Here is a 17,227-nt window from a genome sequence, read left to right as displayed (position 1 = left end):
ATTCTGTTCATTATTTTATCTGCCTAAATCAACCCATCGATGCTATTGTAACCTCAGACCGGTATCTTCTCAAACTTTCAATACCGTATCTACAGGTGCTAACCCCTGAAGAATTGATAGAAGTGCTTAAGCAATAGACCTTATTATTTATTTCTACATATTCATTTTTTTTCACACAGCCTTTTTTATAGGATACTCTTTAATAAGCCATTCTGCCTGTATTTTAAGCTAATGACTAAATTTCCTGATCATAGTCAGTGAAAGTGAGTGCTTATAGTTCAGTACTTTACTACTAGTTACTTTGTCTCCATATTTTTCTGGCCAGAGTCGCCGCATTTATAGCCTAAATCCCCCATTCTGATTTTGATCATTTCTACAGGATCTACCTCTGGCAAATCCCATTGTTTGCTCTCATAATCAGAAATCAAATACACCAAAAGCTTTTTTTTATGCGCTTCCCCTCCTTTTTTCGCCGTCTTTAGCTATTCATAGTGGGCAACTGCACGATCATATTCTTCTTCAGAATCAAGCAAACACCAATTTTGACAGTACCCATTTTCATACTAGTAAAATCGTATCGCTTAATTACTGGATGACAATAATTTAAAGCACACAATTTTCTTTGCCCCCCTACTCACTTACGGAATACTTTTACTACACCGACGGCTCCTGTTGGCTCAGGCAATGAAAACTACCCAGACCCCATATAATATCAGTAGAATCTACCCCAACTACTCTACGGTCAGGAAAGCAAGCTGAAATGATATCCAATGCTACCTGATCTTTTATATCCCTAAATGTCGGTACGACCACCGCCTGATTTGCTATGTAGAAATTGGCATAAGAAGCCGGCAATCGTTGGTTATCCCAGATTACAGGGGAAGGCATAGGAAGTTCCACCACGTTAAGCTGCTTACCATTTTCCAAACGCATTTTATGTAAGCGCTCCAGGTTTTCCTGCAATAGACGATGATTTTCGTCTGATTTATTTTCCTCTACCACTGTCAAAACCGTGTCTTCGTTGACAAAGCGGGTAATGTCATCAATGTGTCCATCAGTATCATCGCCGACGATTCCGTCCCCTACCCAAAGGATCTGATTTACACCATAAAAATCCTGAAGATACCGTTCGATTTGCCCTTGATTGAGATGTGGATTTCTATTTTCATTCAATAAGCAGGCCTCTGAGGTCAAAAGTGTTCCCTTTCCGTTAAATTCCACAGAACCACCTTCCATGACAATTCCTGGTTTAAAACATGGAATATGCAATTCAGCAGCGATTTTGATGGGTATCTGATTATCAAGATCATGTGGAGGGTATTTCTCTCCCCAGGCATTGTAATCCCATTTCACCAGCACTTTCTTCACCTCGGCATCTGGATTAATCAGAAATGCAGGCCCATGGTCTCTACACCACGCATCGTTAGTTGGAAAAAAATGAAATCGGATATTTCTTAAGTTCACTCCTGCTTTTTCCAGGTGCGACAAAGCAAACTCCTTCATGGCCTGGTCTGTCACATTGATATTGACGGTTTCACCTAATGCCACATATTTGATAAACTCAGAATATGGAGCATAAACAGTAGCAATTTTCCTAGGCCAGGACTCCTCCTTGTGAGGCCAGCTCAGCCAGGTGGCCGTATGTGGTGCATATTCTGCGGGAAAATAATACCCCAATTCAGCCGGTGTTTTCTCACCAGAATCGGCAAGTGCAAAGATATCTGTCATGAATGGCTATTCTTCGTCAAGGAATCGTTTGGTAATTGGCTGATAAGAGTCAATGCGGCGATCTCTGAGGAAAGGCCAGTGCGTTCTGTACTGGTCAGATTTCCCAAAATCAAGTTCCTCCACGTGGATTTGCTCCTCGTCATGGCTGGCTTTGAAGATGATTCTTCCAAAAGGATTGGATACAAAAGAACCGCCCCAGAATTTCATATCACCTTCATTCCCGCAGCGGTTGACAGAAACTACCGGAATACCATTTGCCACCGCATGGGAGCGCTGAATGGTCTGCCAGGCTCCGTATTGCTCGTCATTGACATCAGGTGCCTGATCCTTGTGCCAGCCGATAGCCGTAGGATATACCAAGAAATCAGCTCCCTTCAACGCTGTAATCCTCGCTGCCTCCGGATACCACTGATCCCAGCAGATCAACACTCCGATATTACCGAATTTGGTTGGAAAAACTTTATACCCAAGATCTCCCGGAGTGAAATAAAACTTCTCAAAATACCCCGGATCATCAGGGATGTGCATCTTTCTGTATTTGCCTAAATAAGCTCCATCTGCATCCAAAACTGCTGTGGTATTATGGTACAACCCCTCTGCCCTTTTCTCAAAAAGAGAAGCGACGATCACCACTCCCAGTTCTTGGGCGAGATCGCCAAGTGTCTCGGTAGACGGACCGGGAATCGCTTCGGCAAGTTTGAAGTTTTCATAGTCTTCCACATCACAAAAATAGAGAGAGCGAAAAAGCTCCTGAAGAACCACCACCTGAGCACCTTTTGCTGCCGCTTCACGCACTCCTGCAATGGTTTTGGCCATATTTTCGGTCACATCCGGAGAGCAACTCAACTGGACTAAACCCACTTTTACAGTTTTATTTGCCACAATAGATCATTTTGATGAATGAGGTGTAAAGATACTTTTGCGTATTGCCAATCCCAAATGGAGATTTTGAAATTTGAGTATTTTCACATCTAAATTAGCACAATCGGATAGGGAATTGGCCCGAAACTCGCGTTTAAACTTGGCCGTTGTATTCGTTAAAAGTAACGATCGAATGAAAGAAGCATTGAGAAAATTCATGTCCAAGTTTGATACTTTTACCCAAGTTGAAATAAATGCTATTGTAGAAAATACCAAGCTGGGATATTTTAAGAAAGGAACAGTTCTCCTCCGGGAAGGGGAGGTCTGTAATACATGCTATTTTGTTTTGAGTGGTTGTGTAAGGCAATACCAATTAGTGGATGGGACAGAAAAGACAATCGCATTCTTTACTGAAGAACAACCCGCCGTTTTATACGCAAGCTATATGGGCAGGGAGCCTTCCAAACATTATCTCTCCTGCGTGCAAGACTGCCTCTTAACTACAGGGACTCGAGAAGATGAACAAAAACTGCATGAACATTATCCATCACTTAACTATTTGATACATAATCTAATGACTCATGACTTCGCCAAGACACAGGAGCATCTGTCATCTTTGATTAACTATTCACCGGAAGAAAGGTATCAGGATTTACTAAAAAATCAACCTGGCCTATTAAGCAGGGTTCCGCTGCACCAATTAGCCAGCTATATAGGTGTGACACCCGAATCTTTCAGTAGAATCAGAAAAAGAATTTTAGTGAAACATCAAAGTAAATCCCGCCTTGAATAAAATCGAAATGCTGCTATAATCTGAAAGGGTCTTGTTTGTCTATTTTCAGAAACATAAGTAAACTGACCAGACCGATTAGTATTTCAGCTATGCCTGCGGTCACCAAAGCCTGGGAAGGAACCCCGTCAATAAACAGGCTTATTAGGCGGGACAACCCTAGAGACAGATAAAACAGACTCGACACCCCACTGGATATCAGTAGTAATTTATCGAAAAAGCTACCCAAAAAAACAATAATCCCACCTGATAATATAATGCCTCCGTAAGCTCTTATTTCGCTTAATAGGCTGATGTTTTCATCAAGTACAATACCCGCAGAAGCTTCAAAAGATACTGGGAAAAATAAAAGAGCACCACCAATTCCGGTAGCAATAAAACCAAACAAAAATAAAGCAACTCGAATGAATTTGATTTTTTCCATAAAATGATAGTTTGAAATATTAACTGATAACTCAAATATCTTCCTTGGAAATTTCAAATCTCTTGACTTTGGGTAAGAAACACATGTTTTCCAAATAGGATTCTAGATAAAATGACACTTTAATCAAATAAACTGACTTGAGACGGATGAAGAATTAATGGATGGTTATTGGAAGTAAATTCTGGCCAATATCCAAACCATCTTTTGCTACATCTAGTGGACTGAATTATTGGCTTCAGGCAATGGAGATCATCAGTGTGCTGATAATTGTCCAGAAAAAGGAGAGACTGCCGGAAACTGAAACGTATAAAACCGTCCAAAGAATTATTTCAGAAGAAGAAACTGAAAGATAAGCCAGCTACTCCCTTCTGGCTGAACAGCATTTGTAAACTCTTCTATGGATAAACTAACAGTCCGATATGAAATAATTGAGGTCTGAATAGGCTGATAGGCTCGTCAATTGTTAAACCCCTGCATCGCTGTCAAAGTAGCGACCCAAACAATTACGCACGAAATGAATATGCCTATGGCATTTGCAAAAAATGCCTTCTTCCGCTCCAATCCAAAAAGATACCCGGCAATAGTTCCGGCATAAACCCCAGTTCCTGGGATGGGCATTGCCACGAAAACCATCAGGCCCCAAAAACCATATTTCTTAACATTTTTTCCTGCACCCGCTTTTGCGCGGCGACCTACGAAAATTGCAGCTTTTTTGTAATAATACCACTTAAAAAAGTACCTGTTGACTACATCAAGAAAGAAATTCATTATGGGAAAGACCAATAAATTGGCTAAAAAGCTACAAATAAAAGCCAGATAAATATTCACACCCTTGAGTATGGCATAAGGAATTCCGACTTTAGCCTCCCCAAAAGGGGAAATGCTCCAAAGCATTGCGGTAAATAAATCTAATAACATCCATTAGTAATTAAACGCCGCAAAAGTAATCAGTTTCGGAGTATGAATAATGGAAAATCTATGACTAATTATGTGATTATACGCAATGATGCCAGTTCCGTGATTTTCTTTGGCATACTGGACGGAAGACAGAAGAAGGGTGACCAAAATGGCCTATAACTCCAGTGTTCCAGAACACTACGAAGCTTTTATTGCATTACTGTGAGAAAAGCTAATATCCTAGTAATGGATTTCATATAAACCGATAACAGAAGCGGAAGGATATTTCCTTACACCCAAAAAAAACATTAAATCATTCACTGTTTAAATCCGTACCAGTATTCCAAACTCAATCGTTTTACCTTCTATATTAGCTAATGTTCACCACGTTCCAAAAAACTTCCAATCCTCCCAAACAGCCTTTATTTATCTGGGACGGAGAATGTGCCTTTTGTAGGTATTGGATCCTGGTTTGGAAGAGCAAAACAGATGGTTTGACCTACAAGACTTTCCAAGAAGTTGCCTCCGAATTCCCGGATATCCCACTGAAAGAATTTAAGAAAGCCTCTCGACTGATTGAGGCAGACGGTTCTGTATTCAGTGGGCCGGATTCCGCATATCGGACATTCTGGTATTTCAAAAATCCAAAAAAACACTGGCATAGCCGATATGAAAGCGCTGGCACTTTTCAAAAACTTAGTGACCACACATACAACTGGATCGCAAAAAACCGACGGCTAATGATGAAGCTCACCTGGGCTTTCTGGGGCAAAAATCCACTCAAGAGAAAACCGTATTGGATATTCTGGTTCATCTGCATACTGGGGATTTTGTCAATTTTGATCTATCTTTCCTCTGGGTAAAAAATTTTTAACCAAGAAGCAATGCTATAGAAAAGCGTTAGTATGAAAACAAAATTTTTAGCACTTACCCATCTGCCCTGTTTTTTTCTTATGCTCTGCTGTAATGCAGCATTGCCAACAGGAGTTCAGAAAATCCCGGTTGAAGGAAAGAACCAACATGTCTTTTTAGCGGGATCAGGGACACCCACCGTTGTATTCATTACCGGAGCAGGAAGTAATCTTGAGGACTTTAAGCCAGTCCAAAAAGAAATTGCACAGGTGACCAGAACATTATCCTATGATAAGCCCGGAATCGGAAAATCTGAAATGCGCTGTGTACCGCGAACTGTTGAAAATATGACTTCGGAACTCCTGGTTATTTTGGATAAGACAGAAACAAAAGACAACATACTTTTGGTAGGCCACTCCCTGGGGGGATTTGTAGCAAGGGATTTTGCCGAAAAATATCCTGAAAAAGTTAACGGCATGGTATTGATTGACCCTGGAAATGAGTACTTGACAGAACGGGTTTTACTTACTTTTCCGCAAGAAGAGCGTAGACACTTAGACAGTCTGATCCATACGCCTGATCCAGCTTCACCCCTGGGATTTCAAGCTGAAATAGCTTCCCGGAGATCCTGGGACAGCTACATGAGAAAAAACAAAGTACCTTCTTCAATACCTGTTGTACTGATAGAGTCAGCACGTCTTAACCAGGCTGCTTTACTGACCGGGGAGGTAATAAGAATAAAGCAGGAGCTAAACCGTGGACTTCAACATCAAATTCCCCGATTAAAAATCATTACAACATCCGAAAGCGGTCATTTTATACAGCTTGATGAGCCGGAATTGGTCATCAGCGCCGTGCTGGATCTATTGAAAATCCAGATCAATCCATGAAATTAATTATGAAGGCTTCCCAGTGTATAAGTTTCATCCTATAATTTTTCGGAGGCAGTTGGGCTTTCTGTGAATTTCCACCGCTCTCCATAGACTGCAGCATAAACCAATTCAAACTTCTTGTTCTTCCATGGTTAACCAGAATTATACAGCCAAAATAATGAGGCAGAGAATTTCTTCCTAAAATTATTTTTAACGCAGGCTACTTTACATGAAATCCCGCTTTATTGCTGTTCATTCTCTTAAAACCCATATATTGATCTCTGTAAACCAAATATCCCGATAAATTGAAACGTCTCTCCCTTCTATCCTTGCTGGTCCTGATTAGTTTTTACGCAAAAGCCCAGCAGCGCTGCATGACAGCGGAATCCATCAAAGCACTGGACGCCCAATGGGAAGCAAGCAATCTAAATCCTGACCCTGGATTTTTCAGGAATGTCTTGGCAGAAGATTTCATTTGGGTACATAACCATGCCTCGATGATAGACACGAAAGAAGCGGTAGTAAAACGGGCAGAAACCCAGTCGGCAAAAGGCACAAGTGACACCCGGTCCAGAATACAGGAAGGTGTAAAAGTTGCGATCACCGGCAACACAGCGGTTGTTACCGGCTTCACTGTGGTAGATCGAGGCCCAACTCCTACCAAATACCATTTTATGAGAACTTATGTGGAAATCAATGGGAAATGCCAGTTGATAGGCAATCACACCATGGCGATCCCGGAAGAAGAATAAGACTCATCTCAATATCAAAATATTTTTCCTGATATAGTAAAGTTTAAAATATTTGATTTTACTTTGTATCTCAAAGTACTTTTAAATATGAGAAAACCAGAACAAGAGTTAGCCGAAATCAAATCCATGATGGAACGGAGTACCCGCTTTCTGTCTCTTAACGGACTTTCTGGAATTCTTGCGGGTACCTACGCACTGATTGCTGCCGGGATGGCATACGGATGGATTTATTATCCAAACATGCCCTTCGGGACAGACATCAACACAATTAACCAGGACGATATCTTAAGGAAATTGCTGACTACCGCTGCAATTGTCTTGCTTCTGTCGATTGGCACAGCCTGGGTTATGAGCCAAAATAAAAGCAGGAAAAGAGCCCACTTATTTTGGTCTCCGGCCAGCAGGCGTTTTATGCAGGCTTTGTTTATTCCTGTACTAGTAGGTGCTATTTTCTGCCTGGCGCTTATGTCAAGAGGATATCTAGTTGTAGCAGCACCGGCAACGTTGATATTCTATGGTCTAGGCTTGCTGAATGCATCTAATTTCACCTTGAATGACATCAAATACTTAGGCTATTGCCAATTGGTTCTGGGAATTATATCAGCTTTCTTCCCTGGGTTTGGATTGATTCTATGGGCGGTTGGTTTTGGGGTTTTGCATATCATCTATGGGGCGATGATGTACTACAAATACGACAGGTAACGTGAAGGGGAATTACGATAAAGCATTTGAAAATGTCGTCAGGCTTCGTGTCATGTCTATCCTGATGGTAAATGAGGAATATGACTTCAATTCTTTCAAGGAAATCCTGGAGGTGACTGACGGGAATCTGGCTTCTCACCTGAAAAATCTTGAAAAACAGGAATATATCCAAGTCAATAAATCCTTTGTCGGGAGAAAAACAATGACCAATTACTCCGCTACTGAAACTGGCAAAATGGCTTTTCAAGAGCACCTTGAATTCTTGGAAAATTTAATCAAGGAAAATAAAAACTAAAAAAATTTAGATTTTCACTTTGAAATACAAAGCACTTTCAAAACGTTTAAATTATGAAAACTAACATCGAATTTCTACGAGGTTTTAAACCCAAATCTGCGTTTGTTGCCGGACTGATCGGAGCTAGCATCCCCTTGTCTTGGCTCGCATTTATTATCCTGACAAAAGAAGATCTTTTCGAGGCATGGATGCTTATCCCACTGACCTTTATTCCTTTTGGGGGTATTTTTGGTGCCCTATTCTTCTATTTGATGGGCTTTGTCTGGTTTCCCACAGGGAATAAAAAGCTGGTAGCGCTAATGTTCAGCACCCTCATTTATTTCATAGCGATCTGGATCAGTGCTGTATTGGCTTTCAGTGTCACAGGACATTGGGATTGACCCAATGTAAAACCACTACATCTGATACGTATAAAATCCTAAATCAAATGACATTATCAAGGTTACCCGAAAAGCTGGAGGCGTATTATTTCAGCATCAAGAAAAACAGATGGCACTGGATATTTCAACTCGTGTGCCGAATCCTGCTCGCCTATGCGTTTCTGGTTGCGGGCACGGTAAAAATCCTCGGAGAACGGTTTGCCAGCGGCCTATCCGAAATCCATCCCATGGGTGCCTATCTGGAAGCATTGCACCATACCGGTTATTACTATACTTTCATCGGCTATGCCCAGGTGTTGGCTGCCATCTTACTTCTAATTCCCCGCACAGTTTTATCAGGGGCATTGTTATACCTACCCATTATGGTAAACATTTGGGTTTTATCTTTTGCAGTACGCTTTGTAGGTTCCTTTGTTACTTCGCCTTTGATGGTTTTGGCAAACCTCTACCTTCTGGCATGGCACTACGATAAACTAAAATACATACTTCCATTCACCCGCTATTCAAAAGAAGTCAGCATGGCAAAACCTGCGAAGTACGAAACAAAATTCCCAGTTATGTTTTGTGTCGGAGTACTTTCCACCATGGCTTTCTTGGTTTGGTTTTCCCTCTTTGGACATGAGGTTATGCCACAGAATTCACTTTCGGATTGCAGATCCCAGTTCATCGGAACAGAAAACAAGGAAGCCGGATTTGAATTTTGCGAGTGTATTCATACTGTTGGCACTCCCCTGGATAACTGCCTTGATCGATTCTACCAAATGAAGAATCAGCACTAATACATAAATCCGAAATCAAGTATTTATCATTTACAAACTCCTTTTCCCCTATCTACCATGCATCAAGAAATCAAATCCCACATCGATGATCCAGCCTTTTTGGAGCATCTTTACAGAAAGAACAAGTCTGACTTCAAAACTGCTTTTACTTCCGTTTATCCTGAAATTGCCGATAGCATCCCTGCCAAAATCTGGCATGAACGGCTAACCTATGAATCCAATTCTATTTCTTGGGGATCTAAAAACGACTTGCTTTTTGTCGCCATTTCAGCATTTCTTGCCGGAATGATAGCCAGAATTCCATTTACTTTTTCTGTCTCAGAAGACTTCTTCTACCCAAGGAATATCGCTTTTATTATATTCCCTTTCCTAACCTTCTTTTTTGCCTGGAAAAACAAACTTGCACCAAAGACCATAGCAATCATCAGTGCCCTCTCGGCAGCATGCCTTATTTATATCAATTCACTTCCCGACAAAGAAAGTGACACGCTGATCCTTGCTTGTATTCATCTGCCAGTATTGCTCTGGATTCTTATTGGAGTAGCCTTTACCGGAAATGAACCCAACAACCTGACCAAAAGATTGGATTTTCTAAGATTCAATGGAGACCTCGTAGTGATGTCAGCTTTACTGGGAATAGCAGCAGGCATTTTATCAGGGATTACCTTTGGGCTTTTTAACCTGATTGATATCAATATCGAAAAATTCTTCCAGGAAAATCTGGTGGTTTTTGGACTTCCGGCCATTCCTATCCTGGCTACTCTACTGACCCGATCTAACCCTCAGCTAGTGAATAAGGTTTCGCCAATCATCGCTAAACTATTTAGCCCCGCCGTTTTGATCATGCTTATAGTTTACCTGGGGGCAATTATCTTTTCCGGAAAAGATCCTTACACCGACCGGGATTTTCTGCTGCTTTTTAACGCTCTTCTAGTCGGGGTCATGGCACTGATCTTTTTCTCTGTAGCCGAAAGTACCGAAAAGAAAAAGAGCAGCACAGACTTCTGGATCTTGTTTCTTCTGTCCATCGTCACCATTATAGTCAATGGAGTCGCTTTGTCTGCAATCCTATTTAGAATAGCCGAATGGGGATTTACCCCAAACAGGGTGGCAGTTTTGGGAAGTAATATTCTGATGCTGATCCACCTTTTGATGATCGGCCGCAAACTCTTCAGAACAGTAAGCAGAACAAATGAAGGCATAGAAGTCGGAAAAACTATCGTACTATATATTCCTGTGTACTTCATCTGGGCGGCGATTGTACTATTTCTTTTCCCTTTGATTTTCAACTTTCACTAATCAGGTGTTGCTTATTTCAGAGCCACCATGCCCATAAACGTCTGACGGATAATTTTCCCGTCATGAACAATAAATGAGTCTGAACAACCCTTAAAATCAAATTTCGGGGCATCTGCTTCCCAAATGATATAACCTACATCTTTCACCGCCACATTTTTCAAAACCGTAACAGTAGTTGAATCCTTTGGCAAAGCGGCATATGCATTGACAAAATTTTCGCGGATTTCTGCCAATCCCCGGTAAGTTCGATCAGGTGTGATCAGAATAGATTCTTCTGTATAATCGGCCATCACCTCTTCTAGATCATTTCCAATAAATGCTTCTAAGTGATGGTCGACCACCTGCTGGGTGGTTTGCTCATCGTAATTCAGCATTTGGGTTGCAACTTCCAAAGTTTCAGCTTCCCCCATATCCCCACGCTTGGGGGAGCAAGAACTTATCATAGCAAGAGCAAATAAAATTAAAAGATTGAATTTCATGCGTTTATAATTGATTTCTTGATCACATGGAATCTTGCAGATCGATAACCATCCCGTGCGTGTGACCCTTGAGTCATGCTAGATTTCTTTACCACAATAGATTTCATCCACCTCAAGTTAGCAATTTTAATGATTTCAGGCTTCAGTTAATAAGGTCCAAAATTGATCAATCGAAGAAATGAGTGTACTTTAAAAAAGTATTTATTGAACTACTCCAATGGACATTTTTAGCATCATCACCATTCTTACTGTTCTTTCCGCAGCTTTCGCTTTTATCAATACCAAATTTTTGAAGCTGCCTTTTACGATTGGTCTGATGATTATTTCAATTGCATTTACACTGGTGGTTATTACCTTAGGCAAAATCAATCACTTTTTTTTAGAGGAGGCCGAGTTGCTGATCGGTTCTATCGATTTTGAAACGGTGCTCCTGGACGTTATGCTAAGTTTTTTACTTTTTGCCGGGGCTCTCCATACCAAGCTGGATTCCCTGAGGGCCATGAAAGCCCCGATTGCAGTTTTTGCCACTATCGGAGTAGCGCTTTCCACCTTCCTTGTGGGAACCATGATGTACTTCGTATTCTTAGCATTTGGACATGGGATCGACTACCTCTACTGCCTCTTGTTCGGTGCACTGATCTCCCCTACTGACCCCATTGCTGTTTTAGGAATCCTCAAAGATGCGGATGCCCCTAAAAAACTGGAAGTCAAAATTGTAGGGGAATCCCTTTTTAATGATGGGGTGGGCGTTGTGATATTTCTGGTAATCTTCAAACTTGCCCAAAAAGGAATCGACTCTGTGGGTGCCGGTGAGGTAGGCTTACTGTTTCTCGAAGAAGTGGTAGGCGGAATCGGTCTGGGGCTGATCACAGGGTGGCTGACATTCAGGCTGATGAAAGTGATTGACCACTATGAAACCGAAGTGATGATTACACTGGCCTTGGTTATGGGGCTTTCAGGATTGGCGCACTACCTGCATGTATCAGGTCCTTTGGCTGTAGTGGTCGCCGGAATAGTTATTGGTAATAAATCACCGAAAATAGCCTGGTCAGAAACCACAAATAATTATGTGGATAAATTCTGGGAGCTGATTGACGTACTGCTGAATGCTATTTTATTCGTCCTGATCGGGCTTGAACTGTTAATTATTACGGCCACTGAAGAATATTTGATTTTTGGGTTGATTGCGATTCCCTTATCCTTGCTTGCCAGATACATAGCAATGGCCGGCCCCATAGCTATTTTCAAAGAACGGCTGGACTTCATTCCTAAAACGGGCTTGATAATGACCTGGGGAGGAATCCGTGGCGGGATTTCCATTGCCTTAGCCCTCTCTCTTGAACCTCAGATGGAGCGGGAACTTTTCCTTACTGTGACCTACGTGATCGTTGTTTTCTCAATTATTGTACAGGGACTGACCATTGGGCCGTTGGTGAAAAAGGTAGCGAGAACTATGAAATCAGCTTAATTCACCAATGAAACGTTACCGTTCCGAAAAAACAAAGAAATACTAACTAACTAAAAACGAGGCAGTAAAGCCCTTACCCTACGAATGTAGTATATCAAAATTTGACCTGGCTTTCGTGGACCGATTCAACTCTTTCCTACTTGTAAATGAATCAGATAAAATAATCAAATTAGAATGCCAAAGTCAGATTGGATACATTTATGCCTATCAGCAAATGCATGAAAAAGCGATCATGTATTTTTTACCCTTGATGCAAAAAAGGAAGGTAATAGAGGATTTTCATTTTTCAAACCTTCTGCTTTACACACTCAAAAGTCTTGGCTCCCTACAGAGATCGGATGAAGCAAAAACACTCTTTGACCAATTTATCTCAGATAAATGCGTAAGTAATTTCTACCAAATGAAAGCGATGCTGGTTTGGCTGGTTCAAACGTTGGACTCATCAGAACCTGAATTGGCGATCTATGAGGATAAGCTCAATAAGCTAATGAATGACCTGGGGTATCGTTCTGCGAAAGTCTCAAGGAAAGAGAAAATACTGGACATCAATGCTGTTCATCGTAAATCAAACCGTACGTATTCTGAAATTATAATTAAGTAGAGATCAAGACCTAAATCAGAAGCTATCGCAGCATTGAAGAAGTGCATAGCCTCAAATCCTCCGGAATTCTATGTGAAACTGGCGCAAGACCATTTCACAGAACTGGAGGAAAAGTGAACATCTATTGATGTGTTGATCATTTTTCAAATGTAATCGCCTCGGGCTTTGCACCCAGCTCCTTCAGGATTTTGCTGATATCCTTTACCATTTGTTCAGGGCCACAGACGTAGAATTCCTGATTGAAATCCCTTATATGGTTCTTTATGAATTCTTTGTCTATCCTTCCGTGCAGGTGCCCACCGATCTGTTCATTTTCTAAAACAGAGATGAAATCATTTCCTAAGGCTTTACGGAAATAGGATTCCATAATTACATCCCCACTCGTCTTGTTGGCAAAAAGCAAGGTGTTTCCAATCAGTTCATCCTTTTCTTCCAATGATCGGAAAATCCCGATAAAAGGGGTGATCCCAGCCCCGCCCGCTATAAAGACTCCCTTGCCTTTGTATTGAATAGCTCCCCAGGCATCATCCAGGATCAGCTCATCTCCTATTTCCAGTTTATCAAGCTGGTTGGTTACCCCATCGTGGTCTCTGTAGGATTTGATTACAAATTCCAAGTGGGTTTCCTCCGGTAGGGAGGTAAACGTAAAAGGCCTGAATTCATTTTTCCATTTTGCCGTATTGACAGCCACTTCGGTTGCCTGTCCCGGAATAAAGAAGTAGCCCTTAGGTTTTTCCAACCTATATTTTTTCACATTATGTGTCACTGGCTGGATATCAAGTACTTTCAACATATGAATCATGGCCGTACGGTGGTTGGTTGTATTTCTTCAAACGAAATTGGGGGATTATGTTTGGCTATCATCGGAATAATCTGCTTTTCTATAGATACTATGCGCGGTTTCGCCCTTAATATTAGTATGAATTGGTTATCTTGACCACCGTAAAAACCCAACCTAAAATGAAACAAAACCTAAAATTAAATTTCACACTACTGATCGCCCTGACGCTTGCATTCACTTCCTGCAGTACAGAAAAGAGCACTGAAGTAGCAACAGAAACTCCGGAAGTAGTCCAGACTGAATCAAAGAGTTTTGGTGGATTAGCCCTCTATACTGTCCGTGACTCCATGGCGAGCAATCCGAAAAACACGCTTCAGGCGGTAGCTGATGCAGGGTATGCCTATGTTGAGGCCGCAAATTATGAGGACGGAAAGTTCTATGGTATGACGCCGACAGAATTCAAATCCTATGTGGAATCCCTGGGAATGACTGTCAAAAGCGCGCACATGGGAATGGTGAATATGGAAAATGCAGATCAATTGATTGCTGACGTGAAAGCAGCAGGGATTGAATATTTTGTTATCCCAGTGCCTCCAATGGGTATGTTTACTTTTGGGCCTGAAGGCATGGGCATGAAGGGAACTCCCGATGAATTGGTCACTATCATGAACACGCTGGGCGAAAAATGTAATCAGGCCGGAATCAAGCTTCTTTACCACAACCACGACTTTGAATTTAAGACGATGGAAGACGGCACTGTTATCGAAGACCTGCTACTTGAAAAATGCAATCCTGAATTTGTCAACTTCCAGATGGATCTATTCTGGGTACAAAAAGCTGAGGTGGATCCGCTAACCTACTTTGAAAAATACCCGGGAAGGTTCATTGCATGGCATGTAAAAGATATGAACGCAGAAGGAAACTTTGCCCCTGTAGGCACCGGAAACATTGATTTCAAGAGAATTCTGGCAGAAAAAGACAAGTCAGGAATGGAATTCTACCTGGTAGAACAAGATCAGACCTTCGGTTTGGATCCTATGGAAGCCATCAAAATAAGCCATAAAGGACTTGAAGAGATAGGTTTCAAATAAGGGTTGGGATTAAAATCGATACACGTTTAACTTTTACCATTGCATCAAAAAGCCATTCCGAAATGCTCGGGGTGGCTTTCTGCATTTCAAAAATCTAAAACAAATACAGTTCACTGGTAAATTACTAGCTTAAACCCTATATGAGTAATACGTTTATCTATATCATAGTTGGGATAGTAATCCTGCATTTTGTAGTTGGGATTGGTTATTTGATCTACAAAATCTCTGGAAAAAACTCTTCCAAGAAAGGGGGTTGACAAATCCAAGTGTCATTTTTCAAACTAAATTAAAAAGCAAAACACCCTAGCCCACTACTCTTTTCTTGCTTTTTGTAAAGTATCTAAACTTTCGTTCCTCTCCTAGGAACGGAATATTACTTGCGGTTTGCTGGTAAACTCTCAGCACTCCCCACGGTTCAACAAAAAAAAACCACTCCCGATCAGAAGTGGCTTTTCATCAGAAAACCATTTATTCCTTACCCTAATAAAAGCGTCAGATTGCGATGGGTATTGTTATATCCTATCCACGAGTACCCATTAGTGGTCCTGGCGCTGACTGATAACACAAAACTATAGGCGCAAGATTGTGGTGGCCGCCAATTACCTGATGCAGGAACCAGCTTATTGGTAAATCCTGCCCAATTCCCTTTTGCTGGCGTATATCCTTCAGAATAAATTGAAGTGGAGAGACCAGTTCCATAGGTCGCATAGAAGCTTACACCTCTGAGATTTCCTTCAGGATCATTTGCAGTAATTCGGAAATTCAGTCCATCGGGAGCTGCACCTATAGTTTCTATCGCACAGGCAGACACTTCATTGCTTCCATGCTTCACACTTTCTATGATGGTAGATGGCACATGGTTATCAATATACAATTTCAAGATCTGAGAATCCAACTCCGTATAACTTGTCCCCACATAAAAGGTAACTTTGACACTATACAGACCCGGTAAAAGACCAGCGGTAGGAAACTGGATAAGCAGATCATCAATCGAGTAATCTATTCCGGGATTTGCCATCTGATAGTAACCCAATGCATTTGGGGCGAAGGAGTCCAACGTATACGTTGATCCTGTCCAACGATAGTTTGACCAATTACTGATCAACTTCGTAAATGAACCACCCGGAGCGGCGATTTCCACTTTGTACTTTCTGTTGCCCGCTGCCCAGAGTTGTTGGAGTTTCGTTCTGTTGCCGATCAAATTCAAGGTACCACCGAAAGCCGCGTTTTCTACAAAGTGATAATATCCTGAAGCAGTGGTGGCACGGCCAGTTGTTTGATTTATTATAAATTGACCGTCCGAATTTTTCCCTGCCGGAATTAAGCCTACACTTCCTATCAAAGGACCTAAAGAACCTGAAGGTATACTTGGCTTTCTAGAAAGAACAAGTTGCCTGAGCTTTGTAAAATCCTTATAGAAATCAGTAGGAAAATCTGTCGTAAATCCAGGGCTGCTGGATTTCACCCTAAAACCAAAATAAGTATAGGGCGTACTCAACGGCCAGGAAAGCGCCACATTGATTTCGCTTAGTTCTAACCTGAACTTCCATATCCTATGGGAAACATCCCCGTTTGGACTGGCCCCGAATTCCTGTACTACCGCAGAATTGGAAGGGTCTGCCAGCAGTCCTGTCCATTGACCGGGACCAAGGTACTTCTGTCTGCCGAGTTTATTGGCTTGACCTGGGTACAGACCATAGTTCACATCCACCCCGGAGGTAATCGCCCTATCCCGGTTATTGTCAAAAGTCAGCCAAAAGTAATCGTTGGTACCTGGATCATTCCCGGTATCAGCCACCACGTCAAGCATGAGGTACAGAAAATTCGCGTCGTTTTTGACCATCACAAATCCCCGGGAGAATTTGAGACTGCCTGCGCCTTCCCAATCTCCGGCCATTACAGGCTTGTTGATGTCTACTGGATTCACTGCCCACGTGCTACGAAGGGGCAATGCAAAAAGAAGAGGGGTTGTAATAGATAAATTTCTAAGCTTAGCCATTTGTTTTTAAAATTTAGAAAGTTTGAAAAGGAAAAATTGTCCCAAAAAAAGTGAGACAGGTATGAAAATCACATCCCGATTCGTCGTCAAAAAAGGTACAACTATCGGGAACCAATGAATAATAAAGCCTGGGAAAACCACTCCAAACTATTGATATTCAATACACAGCAAATTTAA

At 41.6% G+C, this 17,227-nt stretch carries 19 protein-coding genes; 12 read left to right on the top strand and 7 right to left on the bottom strand.

The window, feature by feature from the left end; genetic code table 11:
* Positions 1 to 654: 654 nt before the first annotated feature.
* Both AS141_RS00855 and AS141_RS00850 read right to left on the bottom strand, forming a co-directional pair.
* A complete protein-coding gene (locus AS141_RS00855; RefSeq protein WP_057935725.1) occupies positions 655 to 1,728 on the bottom strand; it encodes an agmatine deiminase family protein in 1,074 nt (357 codons plus the stop codon).
* A 6-nt stretch (positions 1,729 to 1,734) separates the two neighbouring features.
* Complete coding sequence (locus tag AS141_RS00850) at positions 1,735 to 2,610, bottom strand: carbon-nitrogen hydrolase (RefSeq protein ID WP_057935724.1); 876 nt, start codon at positions 2,608 to 2,610, stop codon at positions 1,735 to 1,737.
* A 172-nt stretch (positions 2,611 to 2,782) separates the two neighbouring features.
* Here AS141_RS00850 and AS141_RS00845 point away from each other — a divergent pair, with 172 nt between their 5' ends.
* The gene (locus tag AS141_RS00845; RefSeq protein ID WP_057935723.1) at positions 2,783 to 3,382 is read left to right on the top strand and encodes a Crp/Fnr family transcriptional regulator; all 600 of its coding nucleotides are present in this window, start codon (positions 2,783 to 2,785) and stop codon (positions 3,380 to 3,382) included.
* A 13-nt stretch (positions 3,383 to 3,395) separates the two neighbouring features.
* Here the strand turns inward: AS141_RS00845 and AS141_RS00840 are convergent, their stop codons facing one another.
* The gene (locus AS141_RS00840; protein WP_057935722.1) at positions 3,396 to 3,803 is read right to left on the bottom strand and encodes a DUF4345 domain-containing protein; all 408 of its coding nucleotides are present in this window, start codon (positions 3,801 to 3,803) and stop codon (positions 3,396 to 3,398) included.
* 456 nt (positions 3,804 to 4,259) lie between these two features.
* Positions 4,260 to 4,721, bottom strand: coding sequence for a COG2426 family protein (locus tag AS141_RS00830; protein ID WP_057935720.1), 462 nt, complete (start codon positions 4,719 to 4,721; stop codon positions 4,260 to 4,262).
* 356 nt (positions 4,722 to 5,077) lie between these two features.
* Here AS141_RS00830 and AS141_RS00825 point away from each other — a divergent pair, with 356 nt between their 5' ends.
* The 8 genes from AS141_RS00825 (at position 5,078) to AS141_RS00790 (ending at position 10,631) form a co-directional block, all read left to right on the top strand.
* The gene (locus AS141_RS00825) at positions 5,078 to 5,563 is read left to right on the top strand and encodes a thiol-disulfide oxidoreductase DCC family protein (protein WP_057935719.1); all 486 of its coding nucleotides are present in this window, start codon (positions 5,078 to 5,080) and stop codon (positions 5,561 to 5,563) included.
* Positions 5,564 to 5,605: 42 nt separating this feature from the next.
* The gene (locus tag AS141_RS00820; protein ID WP_057935718.1) at positions 5,606 to 6,442 is read left to right on the top strand and encodes an alpha/beta fold hydrolase; all 837 of its coding nucleotides are present in this window, start codon (positions 5,606 to 5,608) and stop codon (positions 6,440 to 6,442) included.
* 287 nt (positions 6,443 to 6,729) lie between these two features.
* Positions 6,730 to 7,176, top strand: coding sequence for a nuclear transport factor 2 family protein (locus AS141_RS00815; RefSeq protein WP_157243346.1), 447 nt, complete (start codon positions 6,730 to 6,732; stop codon positions 7,174 to 7,176).
* Between the two features lie 87 nt (positions 7,177 to 7,263).
* Entirely contained in the window at positions 7,264 to 7,878 is a 615-nt protein-coding gene (locus tag AS141_RS00810) for a hypothetical protein (RefSeq protein WP_057935716.1), read from the top strand.
* 1 nt (position 7,879) lies between these two features.
* Positions 7,880 to 8,173, top strand: coding sequence for a winged helix-turn-helix domain-containing protein (locus tag AS141_RS00805; RefSeq protein WP_082632117.1), 294 nt, complete (start codon positions 7,880 to 7,882; stop codon positions 8,171 to 8,173).
* 53 nt (positions 8,174 to 8,226) lie between these two features.
* A complete protein-coding gene (locus tag AS141_RS00800) occupies positions 8,227 to 8,553 on the top strand; it encodes a hypothetical protein (RefSeq protein WP_057935714.1) in 327 nt (108 codons plus the stop codon).
* A gap of 47 nt (positions 8,554 to 8,600) precedes the next feature.
* Positions 8,601 to 9,332: a DoxX family protein gene (locus AS141_RS00795; RefSeq protein ID WP_057936192.1), complete on the top strand. Its 732-nt coding sequence runs from the start codon at positions 8,601 to 8,603 to the stop codon at positions 9,330 to 9,332.
* Between the two features lie 57 nt (positions 9,333 to 9,389).
* Complete coding sequence (locus AS141_RS00790) at positions 9,390 to 10,631, top strand: DUF4153 domain-containing protein (protein WP_057935713.1); 1,242 nt, start codon at positions 9,390 to 9,392, stop codon at positions 10,629 to 10,631.
* An 11-nt stretch (positions 10,632 to 10,642) separates the two neighbouring features.
* Here the strand turns inward: AS141_RS00790 and AS141_RS00785 are convergent, their stop codons facing one another.
* Positions 10,643 to 11,110: a nuclear transport factor 2 family protein gene (locus AS141_RS00785; protein WP_057935712.1), complete on the bottom strand. Its 468-nt coding sequence runs from the start codon at positions 11,108 to 11,110 to the stop codon at positions 10,643 to 10,645.
* 217 nt (positions 11,111 to 11,327) lie between these two features.
* On the opposite strand from AS141_RS00785, the gene AS141_RS00780 reads away from it, so the two are divergent.
* Both AS141_RS00780 and AS141_RS00775 read left to right on the top strand, forming a co-directional pair.
* Positions 11,328 to 12,578 (top strand): cation:proton antiporter, encoded by a 1,251-nt coding sequence (locus AS141_RS00780; protein ID WP_057935711.1) that lies wholly within the window; start codon positions 11,328 to 11,330, stop codon positions 12,576 to 12,578.
* A 115-nt stretch (positions 12,579 to 12,693) separates the two neighbouring features.
* Entirely contained in the window at positions 12,694 to 13,179 is a 486-nt protein-coding gene (locus AS141_RS00775) for a hypothetical protein (RefSeq protein ID WP_057935710.1), read from the top strand.
* Positions 13,180 to 13,315: 136 nt separating this feature from the next.
* On the opposite strand, the gene AS141_RS00770 is transcribed toward AS141_RS00775, so the two are convergent.
* Complete coding sequence (locus AS141_RS00770) at positions 13,316 to 13,981, bottom strand: FAD-binding oxidoreductase (protein ID WP_057935709.1); 666 nt, start codon at positions 13,979 to 13,981, stop codon at positions 13,316 to 13,318.
* 158 nt (positions 13,982 to 14,139) lie between these two features.
* Here AS141_RS00770 and AS141_RS00765 point away from each other — a divergent pair, with 158 nt between their 5' ends.
* Complete coding sequence (locus AS141_RS00765) at positions 14,140 to 15,051, top strand: sugar phosphate isomerase/epimerase family protein (RefSeq protein WP_057935708.1); 912 nt, start codon at positions 14,140 to 14,142, stop codon at positions 15,049 to 15,051.
* A 475-nt stretch (positions 15,052 to 15,526) separates the two neighbouring features.
* Here the strand turns inward: AS141_RS00765 and AS141_RS00760 are convergent, their stop codons facing one another.
* Entirely contained in the window at positions 15,527 to 17,050 is a 1,524-nt protein-coding gene (locus AS141_RS00760; protein ID WP_057935707.1) for a hypothetical protein, read from the bottom strand.
* Between the last annotated feature and the right edge of the window lie 177 nt (positions 17,051 to 17,227).

It is taken from the genome of Algoriphagus resistens (assembly GCF_001442615.1).
Classification (GTDB): Bacteria; Bacteroidota; Bacteroidia; order Cytophagales; family Cyclobacteriaceae; genus Algoriphagus; species Algoriphagus resistens.
The sequence above is the reverse complement of the archived record's forward strand: the minus strand, read 5'-3'. Positions and strand labels throughout refer to the sequence as shown.